Here is a 14,795-nt window from a genome sequence, read left to right on the forward strand (position 1 = left end):
GCGCAACAGGAGGCGGGAGTGCAGGTGGAGACAGGGTCGGTGGCCGATACTTTTCCGGCGGAGCGGCCGACGCGACGGATTCTCCGTAACGAGACGCTGCTGGTGCTGGCGCTGTCGCTCGGTGCGAGCGGTGTGTCGGCGCTGATCAGCTTTGTCGGCTCGGTCACCAAGCCCGGCGGGCTCAAGGAGCAGGCGGCCACCCTCAACGCGTCGGCCGCCCCCGGCCGCCCCTGGCTGGATCTCGCCTGGCAGCTCTTCGGGATCGCGACCGCGCTGGTGCCGGTCGCGCTCGTCGCGCACTTCCTGCTGCGGGAGGGCGCGTCGCTGCGCACGCTCGGCTTCGACCGCGCGCGGCCGTGGCCGGACCTCGGGCGCGGGGCGGCGATCGCCGCGGTGATCGGTTCCACCGGCATCGCGTTCTATCTGGCCGCCCGGGGTTTCGGAGTCAACCTGACGGTGGTGCCGGAGGCGCTGCCCGATGTGTGGTGGAAGTTCCCGGTGCTCGTCCTGTCGGCGGTGCAGAACGCGGTGCTGGAGGAGGTCATCGTCGTCGGCTATCTGCTGCGCAGGCTCAGCCAGTTGGGATGGACCCCCGGCACGGCCCTGGTGGCCAGCTCCGTGCTGCGCGGCTCCTACCACCTCTACCAGGGCATCGGCGGCTTCCTGGGCAACATGGTGATGGGGGTGGTCTTCGTCTGTCTCTACCGGCGCTGGGGCCGGGTCGGCCCCCTGGTGGTGGCCCACTCGCTGCTCGACATCGGGGCGTTCGTCGGGTATGCCCTGCTGGCGGGGAAGGTGGGCTGGCTGCCCACGGCGTGAGGGACGACGGCGACGGGAAGGGTCGTACGGCACTACCGTACGACCCTTCCTCGTGACCCTCGTCCGCGTCAGCCCAGCAGTTCGCCCTCGATCACCGTGACCGCATGGCCGCTGAGCAGGGTGCGGTCACCGCGGAGTGCGGTGCGGACGCGGCCGGAGCGCGGCGAGGCCTGCAGACCGATGAGGTCCGGGCGGCCGAGACGCTCGGCCCAGTAGGGCGCCAGGGCGGTGTGGGCACTGCCGGTGACCGGGTCCTCGTCGATGCCGACGTTCGGGAAGAAACAGCGCGAGACGAAGTCGTATCCCCGTGAGGGGTCTTCGGCGCGGGCGGTCGCGATGACACCCCGCGGGGAGTGGTGGCCGAGCGCCCTGTGGTCGGGGGCGAGGCCGAGCACGGTCTTCTCGTCGGCGAGTTCGAGGATCAGGTCGCCGACGTCCGGGCCGGTGTCGACGGCGGTGAGAGGTTCGGCACCGAGGGCATCGGAGAGTCCTTCGGGGATCTCGGCGCGGGAGAGGGGGGCGGTGGGGAAGTCCAGGGTGATCGAGCCGTCCTCGTGCGGCGCGGCGCCCAGCACTCCGCCGCGGGTGGCGAAGCGTACGGGGCCCTCGTGGGCGCCCGTGGTGTGCAGCACATGGGCGGTGGCGAGGGTCGCGTGGCCGCACAGGGCGACCTCGGTGGCGGGTGTGAACCAGCGCAGCGCCCAGTCGGCCTCGCCGCCCTCGGGCAGACGGTGGGCGAACGCGGTCTCGGCGTGGTTGACCTCGCGGGCCACGTTCTGCAGCCAGTCGTCCTCCGGGAACGCGTCGAGGAGCAGGACACCGGCCGGGTTTCCGGTGAAGGGGCGGTCGGTGAAGGCGTCGACGATTCGAATCCGCATGGGCCGACGCTAGACCCCGCCGCACGGGCCGGGCCAAGGCCAATCCGCAGGGTCTGGACCCGAGTACCGAGAGCGGCAGGTTCCGCCTGAGAGGTCGGTCACTCGTGGGCGCTGATGGCGTCCCGCCGGGTGGTGTAGCCGATCAAGGCGCCGGAATCCGCAGGTCGGGGACGGTGACTCCGCCAGACCGAGTGCTCAACTCGCCTCAGCAGGGCGCCTCGTGGACCGCTGCCTTTCCGGAGATCGTCAGGGGCCTTGTACCGGAACGCGTATCGCTTGATCCCATACACCACGACGCGGGACACGACCTGGGCGCTCGTGCGGTTCCGGCCTGGCCTTGCCGGTCTTCGGTACCAGTAACTCGCTCAACGTGGTGCCCTTCATCCAGGACTCGAGCCGGTCGGCGTCGATCAGCGTCAAGCGACGGCGAGCGGCGGCCTTGCGTTCGCGCTTCGTGAACGGCCCGGGGGCGACAAGGATGGTCACCTCAGCAGTCGGCTGTACGCGAGCGGCGTCGTCGGAGGTTCGGATGCGGCGGGGGTCTACGGAGCGGTCGTCGCGCACTCGTTCGCACTCCACGGCAGCTTTTCGGCCGTCCGGCAGATAGCCGGTCATCTGGCCGCCCAGCGTGTCGCCCCTGACCCGCTGCACGCCGGCCATCGCGGCGGCACAGGCCGGCGATGTATTCCTCGAACGACGGCGTTCATCTCAAACACCGGCTCCGGCAAACGCTGGTACCGCTCGAACCCAGTCGTCCTCCCGGTCCCGCTGCATGTCGGTTCCCCGCTGGGTCTGGCGTGCGGCGCAGCATTCGCACGACCTCTACGAGCGGAGCTCGCCGCGCCCGTCGCCCTCACGCGCACATGATCCTTCCCGGCGCTGCGTGGCCGTCTTTTGACCGGCTGCTGCTCCGCGTTCGCGGCTGTTGGGCTTGCGAGCTCACAGCGTTGCAGGCGGAAGGCGTATCGCGAGCGCCGGTCAGGATTCGATGAGACGGAACGTACCGGTGGTCAGAAGTCAGCGAGACCGGTCGAACTTCCCTGAGACAGGTCATCCGAATGCCGGGAGGCGAGTCTTGTCATGCCAGCTCTTCCGATATATCGTTGACGTATCGTGACAGGTCGACGATGGATGGAGTGATGGCGATGCGTTCCCGTGGACAGGACTTCGGATTCGAACGGCACGGACACCACCACGGCGGCCCCGGTTACCGTGCGCGGGGTGGCTTCGAGACGCGGCGCGCGGCCTTCGGGCCCTTCGGGCCGGGTGGCCCTGGAGGCCCCGGCGGTCCCGGATTCGGCGGCCCGGGCTTCTTCGGGTCCGGCGGCCCCTGGGGCGGCCGCGGCCGGGGCGGACCGCGAGGCAGGGCGCGGCGTGGTGACGTACGGGCGTCGATCCTGGCTCTCCTCAAGGACCGGCCCATGCACGGCTACGAGATGATCCAGGAGATCGCCGAGCGCAGCGGCGGGGCGTGGAAGCCCAGCCCCGGCTCGGTGTACCCCACCCTCCAGCTGCTCGAGGACGAGGGGCTGATCGCCAGTGAGAGCGAGGGCGGCAAGAAGCTCTTCGCGCTCACCGAGGCGGGTCGTGCCGCGGCCGACGAGGGCCCGGAGGTCCCGTGGGAGGAGGCCTCGCGCGGCGTCGACTGGGAGGCGCTGCACGAGATCCGGCAGGCCGGCTTCGGCCTGATGGAGGCGTTCGGCCAGGTTTGGAAGGCCGGCAGCAAGGAACAGCGCGACAAGGCCCTCGCGGTCATCAACGAGGCCCGCAAGAAGCTGTACCTGATCCTCGCCGACGAGAGCTGACGGTACGACGGGTACGGCCCGTGCGGGCGCCCCGCGGCACACGGCCGCGGGGCGCCTTCGTGTCCGCCTGCTCAGGACACCAGTGCACCGAGCCGGCGCAGCGACTCCCGGAGCGCGGCCGTCGCCGAGTCCTTCAGCCTGCCTGCCATCAGGGAGACCGCCGCGCCGGTGAACTCGCCCTCGATGCGCACCGAGGTGCCCTCGCCCTGGGGTGTCAGCGTGTAGCGCGTGGCGAGGTTCACGGCCATCGGACCCGTGCCGCGGATGGCCAGGACACGTCCGGGCACCAGTTCCTCGATGGTCCAGGCGACCTCGGCGGGGAAGCCCATGAGCTTCATGTTCTCCTCGAAGGTCCCGCCCACTTCCAGGACCTGCGGGCCGCCCTTCGGGAAGCCGGTGTGGGTCGCGTTCCACTCGCCGTACGCCGACCAGTCGGTGAGCCGGGCCCACACCTTCTCGGCAGGCGCCGCCACACGTGTTTCCGCGCTGACTTCGGCCATACGACCACCCCTTGGCGTCGGCTGCTGCGGCGGGCGCAGCTACGGTGTCGCGGAAGGTAGCCCCGGGAACCCGAACATTCAAGACTGATGGACCGTCAGGAATGCGGGGGGGGCGATGGGCCCGGGCAAGGCGGCGCGCTGTTCGTCAGGGAAAACCGCGCGATCTCATCCGTAAGGAGGAGAAGCAGCTCAGCCATCCCCAACCTGCGTCGGATGCGAAGATGCTGCCCGCCGAGGATGACCCGGGCCGCCGGGACTGATGGGGTAGGGGATGTGCCACCCCGTCATTCCCAGCGGCCGGCCGCCGCACCCGGCGCGCACCACACCAGCCTCGATGCCAGGCTCACCGCCGAGCTGGCAGCGGTGGTCGCGGGTGCCCGCAGAAGGGCGGTGCGGGACGGTGACCGGCAGACCGACACGGCGCATCTGCTGCACACGCTCCTGGAGTCCGACGCCGAGGTGCGGTCCGTTTTCGACGGCCCGCAGGTCGCACGGCTGCTCGGTTACCTGGTCCAGCGGGCCATCGGCTACGGCCTGCGCTGGCAGAGCACGGTCGAGGACTCCGGCGCCCTGCCGGTGCTCGGCGAACCGGAGCGCTGGTCGCCGGCGGCGGCGAGCGCCCTGAGCGCGGCCTATGGGCGCGCGGCCCGGCGAGGCGTCGCACGCGCGCGGGGGCTCGATCTGCTCGCCGCGATCCTGGCGGACCCCGAGTCGCGGGCCGTCGAGGTCCTCGGCCGCGGAGGCGTCGACGTAGCGGCCCTCCAGGCCCGGATCCAGGCGGGGGCAGGGGCGGAGGGGTGCCCCGCCGGGCCCCCGGAGGCAGGGCACGTCCCAAGTGGGGACGGGACGCCGCCGACGGCGCTCCCGCCGCGGATCCCGCCCTGCCGAGCGCCCCGCCCGGGGGCGTGGACGTCCAGGCCCTGAGACAGGTGCCATCGGGAGTGACGCTCATGTCGTCGCCTGTCATCATGTGCCGATGCATATGTCTCAGGGGACTCAGGGGACCCGTGGCCGGGGCGTCGGCCTGGGGCTCGCGCTTGCGTCCGCGGTCGCCTTCGGCGGGTCCGGTGTCGCGGCCAAGCCGCTGATCCAGGCGGGTCTCGACCCGCTCCATGTGGTGTGGCTGCGGGTCGCGGGCGCCGCGCTCGTGGCGCTCCCGCTCGCCGTACGCCACCGCGCGCTGGTGCGCGAGCGCCCCGCGCTCCTCACCGGTTTCGGCCTGCTCGCCGTGGCCGGCGTGCAGGCCTGCTACTTCGCCGCCCTCTCCCGTATCCCCGTCGGTGTCGCCCTGCTCATCGAGTACCTCGCGCCCGCGCTCGTGCTCGGCTGGGTGCGCCTGGTGCAGCGGCGGCCCGTCACACGCGCCGCGGCGATCGGCGTGGTCCTCGCCGTCGGCGGGCTCGCCTGTGTCGTGGAGGTGTGGTCCGGGCTGAGCTTCGACCCCCTCGGGGTGCTGCTCGCGCTCGGCGCCGCCTGCTGCCAGGTCGGCTACTTCGTCCTGTCCGACCAGGGCAGTGAGGCGGGCGCCGAAGCCCCGGACCCGCTCGGCGTCATCGCGTACGGACTGCTCGTCGGGGCCGCAGTGCTCACCGTCGTCGCCCGTCCCTGGAACATGGACTGGTCCGTCCTCGCCGGCACCGCGAAGATGAACGGCACCCCGGTCCCGGCCGTCCTGTTGCTGGCCTGGATCGTGCTGATAGCCACGGTGCTCGCCTACATCACCGGCGTGCTCTCCGTGCGCCGCCTCTCGCCCCAGGTGGCAGGCGTCGTGGCGTGCCTGGAAGCGGTCATCGCCACCGTCCTCGCATGGGTGCTGCTCGGTGAGCACCTCTCGGCGCCCCAACTCGCCGGTGGTGCGGTCGTCCTGGTGGGGGCGTTCATCGCCCAGTCCTCGGCACCCGCACAGGGATCCCCGGAACCGGTCGCCAGCGGGGGTGCCGAAAGGAAGTTGTCGCCCCGGGGCACGGCCGCCTAAGGTGTCGATCATGCATTCCGACGCACTCGTTCTTCCGCCCCCGGCCGCCTGAGGGCGGGCCCCCGGAATCCACGCCCGGCACGCCGCCGGGCGGAACGGTGCTGCCCGCAGAAGAAGTCCACGGCCCCCGACGCTCGGGGCCCTTCCCGAACTTCTGCGTATTTGCGGAGACCACAACATGTCGAATGCCGTCTCCGGCCTGCCCGTCGGGCGAGGCCTGCTGTATCTGATCGTCGCCGGTGTCGCCTGGGGTACCGCGGGCGCGGCCGCCTCCCTGGTCTACCGGGCCAGTGACATGGGGCCCGTCGCCCTCTCCTTCTGGCGCTGCGCGGCCGGGCTCGTGCTGCTGCTCGCCGCCCGCCTGCTGCGTCCGCGCGCCCGCACCGCCGTACCGGAACCACGCGCGCGCAGGGCACTGCGGGCCGGGGCGACCGGCCTCGGGCTCGCCGTCTTCCAGACCGCCTACTTCGCGGCGGTCTCGGCCACCGGACTGGCCGTGGCGACCGTCGTCACCCTGGGCGCCGGCCCCGTGCTCATCGCGCTCGGCGCCCGGCTCACGATGGGGGAGCGGCTCGGCCGGGGCGGAGTGACCGCAGTCGCCGGAGCGCTCGCCGGACTCGGGGTGCTCGTCCTTGGCAGCGCGGGGGCGACCGTGCGCCCGTGGGGCGTGCTGCTGGCGGTCGTGTCGGCGGCCGGCTACTCGGGCATGACCCTGCTCACCCGATGGTGGGGCCGAGACGGCGCGTCCGACGTGGCCGGCACCACCGTGTCCACGTTCGCGGTCACCACTTTGATCCTGCTGCCGTTCGCCCTGACCGAGGGGCTGGTGCCGCACACCGCCGAACCGGTGCTCCTCGGGTGGACGGTGGCGTACATCGCGGCGGTCCCCACGGCCCTGGCGTATGCCCTCTACTTCGCGGGCGCGTCCGTCGTGCGGTCCGCCACGGTGTCCGTGGTGATGCTGCTCGAGCCGGTCAGCGCGGCGGTGCTCGCCGTGGCCCTGCTCGGTGAGCGGCTCACCGCGGCGACCACCGTCGGCACCGCGCTGATGCTCGGCTCGGTCGCGGGGCTCGCTCTGTCGGAGGCGCGCGGGGTACGGGCGCCGGAGGAGGAGCCGGTCCTGGTGTGACGGACCGGCACGGACCGGTCGGCGGACGGCGCGGCGAGGCCGCCGTCGGGCCGACCGAACCGGCGGGCGTGCGGGTGCGGGTGCGGGTCCGGCCGGACCCGCACCCCGGCCCCTCACGCCCCCCGTCGGCGCCGCAGATGCTCGAGGGCCGTCGCGTCGCCCGCGCCGTTGCGCCCCGCCAGTCCGGCCGCGATGCGGTCCTGCACCTGGTCCGTCTTGTTCCCCGCGTACTTGAACTTCGCCCGGACGTCCATCACTTCGAGCCGCAGGCCGCGGATGCCCGGCAGCATGCGGCCGTACGGGGCCTCGTCCGCCGCCGCCGGGGCCGAGCCTCCCTCCGGCTGGAAGTGGCCGATCTGGCGGTTGAGCAGGTCCGCCTTCTCGGCCGGATCGTCCACGATGCGGGCGAGGCACCGTAGTTGGACCGCCGCGTAGAAGCTCGTGGGCACGCCGTGTTCGGACGGGACCCCGGGCGCCGCCTGCCAGGGGCCCGGCACGTACACATAGTCGTCGACCACGCTCAGCAGCACGTCCGGGTTCGCCTCCAGGGCGGCCCAGAGCGGGTTCGGCCGCGCCAGGTGGCCCAGCGCCTCACCCCGCTTCGCGTCGTACGCGAAGTGCAGCGGCTGGACGTACGGCGGCTCGCCCGGCAGTCCGTTGACGGCGAGCTGCCCGAAGTCGTGGACGGCCAGCCAGCGGTGCCACTCGGCGTCGTCGTGGGGCGCGTCCCAGGGGTGTATGAGCATCACAGGACCGCCAGGTAGTCCGGCAGTGCGACACCGGGCGGCAGGCCGGCGTCGGCCTGTGGGGCGCCGTACTCCCTGCGGACCGGGACCACGCCGGCCCAGTACGGAAGGGAGAGGTCCTCGGGCTCGTCGTTCACCCCGCCGGTGCGCACCTTGGCCGAGACCTGCTCCAGGTCGAGCCGGATCACGGCCGTCGCGGCCAGCTCCTTCTTGTCGGCGGGGCGCGAGTCGCGGGAGCGGCCCGGGACCACGTGGTCCACCAGGGCGTCGAGGGCCGTCCGCCGCTCCCCGGCGTCGGTGACCTGGTGGGCGATGCCGTGCACCACCACCGACCGGTAGTTGATCGAGTGGTGGAAGGCCGAGCGGGCCAGGACCAGCCCGTCGACATGCGTCACCGTCAGGCAGACCGCGAGCCCGGGGTCCGCCTCGCCCGACATCCGCAGCGGACGCGAACCGGTCGAACCGTGGACGTAGAGCCGCTCGCCGACCCGGCCGTAGAGCGTGGGCAGGACGACCGGCGCGCCGTCGCGGACGAAACCGAGATGGCAGACATAGCCCTCGTCGAGTATCGCGTGCACCAGTTCCTTGTCGTACGACGCCCGGTCCGGAGAACGCGTGGGGACGGTGCGGTCGGTCGGCGTGTAGGCGGCGGGCGACGACGTCGGCTGCGAGGTCCCTGACATGGGCGCTCCTGATTGAACTAGTGCATAATCTTCTTTGTGCTAGGAGGGTATCGGATCGAAGGACGACGCGCAGCGGAGATCGCGGCGAGCGTCGAGCGTGCGGTGGGCGCAGGAGAGCTGGAGCCGGGCCGGCCGCTGCCACCACTACGGGAGTTGGCGGTCGAGCTGGGCGTGAATCCCAACACCGTCGCCGCCGCCTACCGCGTCCTGCGGGAGCGCGGAGTCATCGAGACCGCCGGACGGCGGGGCAGCCGGGTGCGGTCGGCGCCGGCCACGACGGGCCGGGACCACATCGATGTGGAGGTGCCCGAGGGGGTGCGCGATGTGTCGAGCGGGAATCCGGACCCCGCGCTGCTGCCGCCGCTGGCGGGGGCCTTCGCGGCCGCGGCGGCCGCGGGCGACGGCGCACCGGTGCTGTACGGAGATGTCGCCGTGGAGCCGGAGCTGGCCCGTCTCGCACGGGCCGGCCTGGACGCCGACGGGGTTCCGGACGGGCCACTCGCCGTGGTCTCCGGATCGCTGGACGCCGTCGAACGGGTCCTGGTGGCCCATCTGAGGCCAGGAGACACGGTCGCCGTCGAGGACCCGGGCTGGGGCCGGACTCTCGACCTCGTGCCGGCGCTCGGGCTGCGCACGGTTCCGGTCCGCGTCGACGACGAAGGACCGCTTCCGGACGGTCTGCGCGGTGCCCTGGAGGCCGGGGCGCGGGCCCTGATCGTCACGGACCGGGCGCAGAACCCGACCGGCGCCGCGGTGAGCGCCGCACGCGCGAGTGCCCTGCGCTCCGTGCTGCGGGAGCACCCCGGGATCCTGCTGATCGAGGACGACCACGGTCACGGCATTGTCGACGTGCCCCTCCATCCGCTCGCCGGCGCCACCCGGCACTGGGCGTTCGTGCGCTCGGCCGCCAAGGCCTACGGCCCTGACCTGCGGCTTGCCGTGCTCACCGGTGACGGGGTCACCGTGGACCGGGTGCGGGGGCGCCAGCGGCTGGGCCCCGGTTGGGTGAGCCTGATGACGCAGCGGGCGCTGGTCCGGCTGTGGGCCGACGGCGCGGTGGACGCACCGGCGGTCGCGGCGGCGTACGGCAGGCGTCGCGACGGACTGATCGCCGCGCTGGCGGCCCGCGGTGTCGCGGCCCACGGGGTCAGCGGGATGAACGTGTGGGTCCCGGTGCCCGACGAGACCGCGGTGGTCACGCGAATGCTGCACTCGGGCTGGGCCGTCGCGCCCGGCGCCCGCTACCGGATGAGCGCGCCGCCCGGCATCCGGATCACCGTCTCGACGCTGACGGAGGACGAGAACGGGCCGCTGGCTGACGCGGTCGCCGCCGCCCTCGGCCCGGGCCCCGCCCGCAGCTACGCCTAGGACCTCTCGTTTGGATCACGCCGGGCTGATCCGAACGAAAGACCCCAGTCCCGGCTGCGGTCCCCGTGCCCGGTCCGGCCGCCGGGCCTGGACCGGGCCTGCGTCAGCGCCGCGCCCGCCAGCACGATGACCGCTCCGACCGGGGTGGTCCAGGTCAGCGACTCGCCGAGGACCGCGACTCCCGCCGCGGTGGCGATGACGGGGATGAAGTACGTGACCATTTGGGCCGTCGTGGGCCCGACCTCCGCGACCAGGCCGTACTGGAGGAGCACGGCCAGCCCGGTGCCCAGCGCGCCGAGGGCCGCGACCGCGAGCAGCGGGAGCAGCGGGAAGCGGCTCGGCAGGGTGGTGAACAGCGGCGTGAGCACGGCCAGTTGGACGGTGGCGAGGAACAGCTGGGCACCGGTCAGGGACAGATGGGAGTGACCGGTGCCGGCCAGGGTGCGGCGCACGTAGATCCAGCCGACCGGGTAGCTGAGCGAGGCGAGCAGGGCCATGGCCGTGCCCGTCACATCCAGGCCGTGGAAGCCCTGCCAGGCGCCGAGCACCGTCAGCACGCCCAGGAAGCCGATGCCGAGCCCCGCGACCCGGCGCCGTGTCGGCCGGTCATCGGAGAGCGCGACCAGCGACAGGGCCATGCCCCACAGGGGCGAGGTGGCGTTGCAGATCCCCGCGAGCGTGGACGGGATCGTCAGCTCCGAGTAGGCGAAGAGCGAGAACGGCAGTGCGTTGAGCAGCAACGCCGCGACGGCCAGGTGACCCCAGGTGCGGGTGCCGCGCGGCAGGCGGTCGCGCTTGACGGCCATCGCGGCGGCGAGCACCGCCGTCCCGAACACCAGGCGGCCGAGGGTGACCTGGAACGGGGCGTACGCCTCCGTGCCGACCTTGATCAGGAGGAAGCTGAAGCCCCAGATCAGCGACAGGGCGCCGAAGCGGATCCGCCAGTCGAGGGCGGTTCGGCCGTGGGGCGTGACGGGGGTGTCGGTGGCGGCTCGGGTGGCGGCGGCGCTGCTCATGACCGTAACGATGCAGGAAGCAACCTCGTAGCACAATCGAGATTTCGCACCCGATATCTCGTAGCATTGCTTACATGTTGAATCTGGAGCGCCTGCGCACTCTCGACGCCCTCGCCCGGCACGGCTCGGTCAGCGGGGCGGCCGAGGCGCTGCACGTGACCACCTCGGCCGTCTCCCAGCAGATGGCCAAGCTGGAGCGTGAGGCGGGCCAGCAGCTCCTGGCCAGGAACGGCCGGGGCGTGCGGCTCACGGACGCGGGCCGGCTCCTCGCCGATCATGCGGCACGCATCCTGTCCCAGGTGGAGCTCGCCCAGGCCGATCTGGAGGCACAGCGCGGGCAGGTGGCCGGGGAGCTGCGCCTGTCGGCCTTCCCGACCGCGGCGCGTGGGCTGTTCCCGAGGGCGCTCGCCGCACTGCGGTCCGGCCATCCGGCCCTGCGCCTGCGGTCGTGCGAGCTGGAGCCGGAGGCCGGGGTCGCCAAAGTGGTGCGCGGCGACCTCGACCTCGCGGTCGTCCTGGACTGGTACAACAAGCCCATGCCGCTGCCCGACGGACTCGTGAAGGCGGCGATCCTGGACGATCCGGCGGATGTGGCGGTGCCCGAGGGCCATCGGCTCGCCGACCGGCCCGAGGCGGACCTCGGGGAGTTCGCCGACGACGAGTGGATCACCTGGGGCGAGGGCGAGTTCTGCCATGAGTGGCTCATCTTCACCCTGCGCTCCAAGGGCATCGAACCCCGCATCGGCCACCGTGCCGCCGAGACCCACACCCAGCTGGGCTTGGTGGCCGCCGGACTCGGTGTGTGCATCGCCCCGCTGCTGGGGCGCGATCCGATGCCGGCCGGCGTGGTCACCGTGCCCCTGCGCCAGCGGGTGCGCAGACATGTCTACGTCGTCTGGCGCGCCGACGCCGACCGCCGTCCGTCCATCCGGGCGGCCGTGGAGGCGCTCCGGGCGGCGGGGCAGGCCGTGTCGGCCGGGTGACCGGTCACGGCCGCCGCCGGGCGGCCTACCGAGAGCCCAGCTTGCGGAAGTCCCAGGAGACGATCTTGGCCGGGGTCAGCCGCAGCCAGGCATGGCGGCCGTCGTACGGCATCTCGTCCAGTCCGAAGTTCTTGCGCGCGAACAGGGTCTCCGGGATGTCGAGTTCGGCACACAGCTCTCCGGTACGCGGACTCTCGCCCACGAACTCGATCGTGCCGGACAGCTCGGCACCTCTGAGCTGCTCGTACTCCTCGCCCGTGTCCACGATGATCGCCACGCGCGGGTCGCGGCGCAGATCGGCCCAGCGCTTGCTGCGCACGACGGAGTACAGCCACAGCGAGGTGCCGTCCCACGCGAACCACAGGGCGCTGACGTGCGGGGTGCCGTCGGCCGACACCGTCGCCACCCGGCAGGTGCGCTGGCTGACCAGGAATTCGTCCAGCTCGCCGGGCGTCATCATGATCTTCCGGCCTCGGCGCTGAGTGTCGGCCATACGGTCCCCCTCTTCTTCTCCCACGTCGTGCCAGAGAGATCCTCTGACATCACGTCAGAAAAGAATGGTGCCTTCTCAGCCCACCCGCAATGGCCGTCGTCCACCTGTGGCCGGCCACACCCCGCCCGCCATCGGCCACACCCCGCCCGTCAACGGCCGCCGTTCCTGTCACGCCCGCGGCGTTCGTCCTTCCGTCCTCCCGCGACGCTCGCTACCCTCGCCCGCCCGACCGCCGACGCCAGGGGGAGCCATGCCGTCGTACGAACAGCTCAGCGAACTCCTCGACCCGCGGACCACGGTGCTGCTCACCGTCGAGTGCCAGCAGGGCGTCGTGGGCCCGGACAGCGCGCTGCCCGAACTCGCCCGGCAGGCACACTCCTCGGGCGCGCTGGCCCGTGTGGCCCGGCTGGTCGCCGCCGCACACCAGGGCGGGGTCCAGGTGATCCACGCGATCGCCGAACGCCGCCCCGACGGCCGGGGCGCGAACCGCAACGCGCGCCTCTTCCGAGCGGCCGAGCGGCTCCCGGTCCAGCAACTGTCCGGCACCCCGGCGGTCCGCGTCGCGCCCCCCATCGAGGCGACGGAGGAGGACTTCGTCGTACGCCGGCTGCACGGCCTGTCGCCCCTCGCGGGCACCGAGGTGGACGCGCTGCTGCGCAACCTCGGCTGCCAAACCCTGATCGTCACCGGGGTCTCGGCCAACGTGGCGATCCCGAACACCGTCTTCGACGCCGTCAACCGCGGCTATACCGCGGTCGTGCCCGCGGACGCCATCGCGGGGGTGCCCCCCGACTACACCCCCGCGATGATCCGCAACACCCTTGCACTGGTCGCCACGGTCGCGACCACGGACGAGGTGCTGGCCTGTCTCACCCGGCGATGCCGGGCACCACGGGCCTGAACGGGCACGGGGTCAGGCCAGCTTGATCTCGCCCCCGGACACCGTGATCTTGGTGGCCGGCAGCGGCTGGGTCGCAGGGCCCTTCTTCACGCTGCCGTCGGTGGTGGAGAAGTGGCTGTCGTGACACGGGCAGGTGATCACGCCGTTGGCGATCTCCTTCACCGCACAGCCCTGGTGGGTGCACTTGGACGAGAACGCCTTGAACGTGCCCGCCGACGGCTGGGTGACCACCACGCCCTGGTCGGCGAAGACCTTGCCGCCGCCCTCGGGGATGTCGGAGGTCTTCGCGAGCACCGCGCCGCTGCCCTCGCCCGTGCCGCCACTGCTCCCTGTGCTGCCAGTGCTTGGCGTGCTGCCGCTGCTCGCCGTGCTGTCGTTCTGGGAGCCGACGGAGCTCGATGAGCTGTCGTCCGAGCTCCCGCACGCGGTCAGCGCGACGGCGAGTCCCGTCGCGCCGACCGCAGCCACGACGGTGCGGCGGGCCGGCGCCGAGACGGGCTGGAGCGATTCGCTGGTCATGCTGACGTTCCCTTCCACGGATGTCCCTTGCTCTGCCTGGTGGTACGGCCTGCGGTCAAACGCTGTTCAGATGCTTTCGAGATCTTGACTGCTTCGAGATCAGGCGGGCGTAAGACACGGCTGTGATTGCGCTGTCAGGGGGACGCGACGCCCGACCGGCCGCCGCCGGCCGTCGCCGACGCGCCAGTAACCTGGGGCGATGCTCAAGGAAGTCATCGCGACCCGGTACATCACGCCGCTGCGTGAGGGCGGCTCGCTGCCGGGGCTCGTCGAGGCCGACGACCTCGGGACCTACGTCATGAAGTTCACCGGCGCGGGGCAGGGCCGCAAGACTCTCGTCGCCGAGGTCGTCTGCGGCGAACTCGCCCGCCGTCTGGGCTTCAGGGTGCCCCGGCTGGTGACGGTCGACCTCGATCCCGTGCTGGGGCTCGCCGAGCCCGACCAGGAGGTCCAGGAACTCCTCAGGTCGAGCGGCGGGCTCAACCTCGGCATGGACTTCCTCAGCGGCGCGCTCGGCTACGACCCGCTCGCCTTCGGGATCGGCCCCGAGGAGGCCGGGCGGATCGTCTGGTTCGACGCGCTCGTGGGCAACGTCGACCGCTCCTGGCGCAACCCCAACCTGCTGATGTGGCACGGCGACCTCTGGCTCATCGACCACGGTGCCACCATGATCTGGCACCACAACTGGCCCGGCGCCGACGCCTCCGCCGCGCGGCCCTACGACGCCTCCGACCACGCCCTGACCCCCTTCGCGCCCGATGTCGCGGGCGCGGCCGCCGCGCTGGCGCCCATGGTCACCGAGGAGTTGCTGGCCGAGGTGACCGCCGAGATTCCGGACCAGTGGCTCGCCGATGAGCCCGGCTTCGACACACCGGACGCGCTGCGCCGAGCGTACGCCCGGCCCCTGCTCGCCCGCGCCGCCGGCGTCCACGAACGCATCGACGGAATCGAGGAGGCACGGTGAGCGAGCGCCACATCGT

17 protein-coding genes are annotated in these 14,795 nt (G+C 72.4%); 9 read left to right on the plus strand and 8 right to left on the minus strand.

Annotated elements, in window-relative coordinates:
• Positions 1-18 precede the first annotated feature (18 nt).
• The gene (locus tag ABZ876_RS24285) at positions 19-819 is read left to right on the plus strand and encodes a type II CAAX endopeptidase family protein (protein WP_361785414.1); all 801 of its coding nucleotides are present in this window, start codon (positions 19-21) and stop codon (positions 817-819) included.
• 68 nt (positions 820-887) lie between these two features.
• On the opposite strand, the gene ABZ876_RS24290 is transcribed toward ABZ876_RS24285, so the two are convergent.
• Complete coding sequence (locus tag ABZ876_RS24290; RefSeq protein ID WP_361784883.1) at positions 888-1,697, minus strand: PhzF family phenazine biosynthesis protein; 810 nt, start codon at positions 1,695-1,697, stop codon at positions 888-890.
• A 246-nt stretch (positions 1,698-1,943) separates the two neighbouring features.
• The gene (locus ABZ876_RS24295) at positions 1,944-2,357 is read right to left on the minus strand and encodes a restriction endonuclease (protein WP_361784886.1); all 414 of its coding nucleotides are present in this window, start codon (positions 2,355-2,357) and stop codon (positions 1,944-1,946) included.
• Between the two features lie 485 nt (positions 2,358-2,842).
• On the opposite strand from ABZ876_RS24295, the gene ABZ876_RS24300 reads away from it, so the two are divergent.
• Positions 2,843-3,502 (plus strand): PadR family transcriptional regulator, encoded by a 660-nt coding sequence (locus ABZ876_RS24300; protein WP_361784889.1) that lies wholly within the window; start codon positions 2,843-2,845, stop codon positions 3,500-3,502.
• Positions 3,503-3,573: 71 nt separating this feature from the next.
• On the opposite strand, the gene ABZ876_RS24305 is transcribed toward ABZ876_RS24300, so the two are convergent.
• Entirely contained in the window at positions 3,574-4,002 is a 429-nt protein-coding gene (locus ABZ876_RS24305; protein ID WP_361784892.1) for an SRPBCC family protein, read from the minus strand.
• 237 nt (positions 4,003-4,239) lie between these two features.
• On the opposite strand from ABZ876_RS24305, the gene ABZ876_RS24310 reads away from it, so the two are divergent.
• The 3 genes from ABZ876_RS24310 to ABZ876_RS24320 all read left to right on the plus strand — a co-directional run bounded on the left by ABZ876_RS24310 (position 4,240) and on the right by ABZ876_RS24320 (position 7,106).
• Entirely contained in the window at positions 4,240-4,926 is a 687-nt protein-coding gene (locus ABZ876_RS24310) for a Clp protease N-terminal domain-containing protein (RefSeq protein WP_361784895.1), read from the plus strand.
• Positions 4,927-4,978: 52 nt separating this feature from the next.
• Complete coding sequence (locus ABZ876_RS24315; RefSeq protein ID WP_361784898.1) at positions 4,979-5,977, plus strand: EamA family transporter; 999 nt, start codon at positions 4,979-4,981, stop codon at positions 5,975-5,977.
• 178 nt (positions 5,978-6,155) lie between these two features.
• Entirely contained in the window at positions 6,156-7,106 is a 951-nt protein-coding gene (locus ABZ876_RS24320) for an EamA family transporter (RefSeq protein WP_361784901.1), read from the plus strand.
• A 113-nt stretch (positions 7,107-7,219) separates the two neighbouring features.
• On the opposite strand, the gene ABZ876_RS24325 is transcribed toward ABZ876_RS24320, so the two are convergent.
• Together ABZ876_RS24325 and ABZ876_RS24330 are read right to left on the minus strand one after the other, a co-directional pair.
• The gene (locus ABZ876_RS24325; RefSeq protein ID WP_361784904.1) at positions 7,220-7,852 is read right to left on the minus strand and encodes an FMN-binding negative transcriptional regulator; all 633 of its coding nucleotides are present in this window, start codon (positions 7,850-7,852) and stop codon (positions 7,220-7,222) included.
• Positions 7,852-8,535, minus strand: a complete 684-nt coding sequence (locus ABZ876_RS24330) for a pyridoxamine 5'-phosphate oxidase family protein (RefSeq protein WP_361784907.1) — start codon at positions 8,533-8,535, stop codon at positions 7,852-7,854. Before ABZ876_RS24330 ends, ABZ876_RS24325 begins: the two co-directional genes overlap by 1 nt.
• 36 nt (positions 8,536-8,571) lie before the next feature.
• On the opposite strand from ABZ876_RS24330, the gene ABZ876_RS24335 reads away from it, so the two are divergent.
• A complete protein-coding gene (locus ABZ876_RS24335) occupies positions 8,572-9,903 on the plus strand; it encodes an aminotransferase class I/II-fold pyridoxal phosphate-dependent enzyme (RefSeq protein WP_361784910.1) in 1,332 nt (443 codons plus the stop codon).
• Here the strand turns inward: ABZ876_RS24335 and ABZ876_RS24340 are convergent.
• Positions 9,900-10,919, minus strand: a complete 1,020-nt coding sequence (locus ABZ876_RS24340) for a DMT family transporter (protein ID WP_361784913.1) — start codon at positions 10,917-10,919, stop codon at positions 9,900-9,902. The two genes, ABZ876_RS24335 and ABZ876_RS24340, sit on opposite strands and share 4 nt — an antisense overlap.
• Before the next feature lie 74 nt (positions 10,920-10,993).
• On the opposite strand from ABZ876_RS24340, the gene ABZ876_RS24345 reads away from it, so the two are divergent.
• Positions 10,994-11,902 (plus strand): LysR substrate-binding domain-containing protein, encoded by a 909-nt coding sequence (locus ABZ876_RS24345; protein WP_361784916.1) that lies wholly within the window; start codon positions 10,994-10,996, stop codon positions 11,900-11,902.
• A gap of 25 nt (positions 11,903-11,927) precedes the next feature.
• On the opposite strand, the gene ABZ876_RS24350 is transcribed toward ABZ876_RS24345, so the two are convergent.
• The gene (locus tag ABZ876_RS24350; RefSeq protein ID WP_361784919.1) at positions 11,928-12,395 is read right to left on the minus strand and encodes a pyridoxamine 5'-phosphate oxidase family protein; all 468 of its coding nucleotides are present in this window, start codon (positions 12,393-12,395) and stop codon (positions 11,928-11,930) included.
• A gap of 250 nt (positions 12,396-12,645) precedes the next feature.
• On the opposite strand from ABZ876_RS24350, the gene ABZ876_RS24355 reads away from it, so the two are divergent.
• Positions 12,646-13,296: an isochorismatase family protein gene (locus tag ABZ876_RS24355; protein WP_361784922.1), complete on the plus strand. Its 651-nt coding sequence runs from the start codon at positions 12,646-12,648 to the stop codon at positions 13,294-13,296.
• Positions 13,297-13,308: 12 nt separating this feature from the next.
• Here the strand turns inward: ABZ876_RS24355 and ABZ876_RS24360 are convergent, their stop codons facing one another.
• Entirely contained in the window at positions 13,309-13,815 is a 507-nt protein-coding gene (locus ABZ876_RS24360) for a Rieske (2Fe-2S) protein (protein ID WP_361784925.1), read from the minus strand.
• 199 nt (positions 13,816-14,014) lie between these two features.
• Here ABZ876_RS24360 and ABZ876_RS24365 point away from each other — a divergent pair, with 199 nt between their 5' ends.
• On the plus strand, positions 14,015-14,779 hold the full coding sequence (locus ABZ876_RS24365; protein ID WP_361784928.1) for a HipA family kinase: 765 nt from the start codon (positions 14,015-14,017) through the stop codon (positions 14,777-14,779).
• Positions 14,780-14,795: the final 16 nt, after the last annotated feature.

Source organism: Streptomyces sp. NPDC046931, assembly GCF_040644655.1.
Lineage (GTDB): Bacteria > Actinomycetota > Actinomycetes > Streptomycetales > Streptomycetaceae > Streptomyces.

What these genes read in the sequence shown, in the direction of transcription:
- ABZ876_RS24305 (WP_361784892.1), bottom strand. Translation starts at nt 4,002, where the DNA reads ATGGCCGAAGTCAGCGCGGAAACACGTGTGGCGGCGCCTGCCGAGAAG.
- ABZ876_RS24365 (WP_361784928.1), top strand. Translation starts at nt 14,015, where the DNA reads ATGCTCAAGGAAGTCATCGCGACCCGGTACATCACGCCGCTGCGTGAG.
- ABZ876_RS24345 (WP_361784916.1), top strand. Translation starts at nt 10,994, where the DNA reads ATGTTGAATCTGGAGCGCCTGCGCACTCTCGACGCCCTCGCCCGGCAC.
- ABZ876_RS24290 (WP_361784883.1), bottom strand. Translation starts at nt 1,697, where the DNA reads ATGCGGATTCGAATCGTCGACGCCTTCACCGACCGCCCCTTCACCGGA.
- ABZ876_RS24340 (WP_361784913.1), bottom strand. Translation starts at nt 10,919, where the DNA reads ATGAGCAGCGCCGCCGCCACCCGAGCCGCCACCGACACCCCCGTCACG.
- ABZ876_RS24300 (WP_361784889.1), top strand. Translation starts at nt 2,843, where the DNA reads ATGCGTTCCCGTGGACAGGACTTCGGATTCGAACGGCACGGACACCAC.
- ABZ876_RS24310 (WP_361784895.1), top strand. Translation starts at nt 4,240, where the DNA reads ATGACCCGGGCCGCCGGGACTGATGGGGTAGGGGATGTGCCACCCCGT.
- ABZ876_RS24295 (WP_361784886.1), bottom strand. Translation starts at nt 2,357, where the DNA reads ATGGCCGGCGTGCAGCGGGTCAGGGGCGACACGCTGGGCGGCCAGATG.
- ABZ876_RS24350 (WP_361784919.1), bottom strand. Translation starts at nt 12,395, where the DNA reads ATGGCCGACACTCAGCGCCGAGGCCGGAAGATCATGATGACGCCCGGC.
- ABZ876_RS24355 (WP_361784922.1), top strand. Translation starts at nt 12,646, where the DNA reads ATGCCGTCGTACGAACAGCTCAGCGAACTCCTCGACCCGCGGACCACG.
- ABZ876_RS24360 (WP_361784925.1), bottom strand. Translation starts at nt 13,815, where the DNA reads ATGACCAGCGAATCGCTCCAGCCCGTCTCGGCGCCGGCCCGCCGCACC.
- ABZ876_RS24320 (WP_361784901.1), top strand. Translation starts at nt 6,156, where the DNA reads ATGTCGAATGCCGTCTCCGGCCTGCCCGTCGGGCGAGGCCTGCTGTAT.
- ABZ876_RS24315 (WP_361784898.1), top strand. Translation starts at nt 4,979, where the DNA reads ATGCATATGTCTCAGGGGACTCAGGGGACCCGTGGCCGGGGCGTCGGC.
- ABZ876_RS24330 (WP_361784907.1), bottom strand. Translation starts at nt 8,535, where the DNA reads ATGTCAGGGACCTCGCAGCCGACGTCGTCGCCCGCCGCCTACACGCCG.
- ABZ876_RS24325 (WP_361784904.1), bottom strand. Translation starts at nt 7,852, where the DNA reads ATGCTCATACACCCCTGGGACGCGCCCCACGACGACGCCGAGTGGCAC.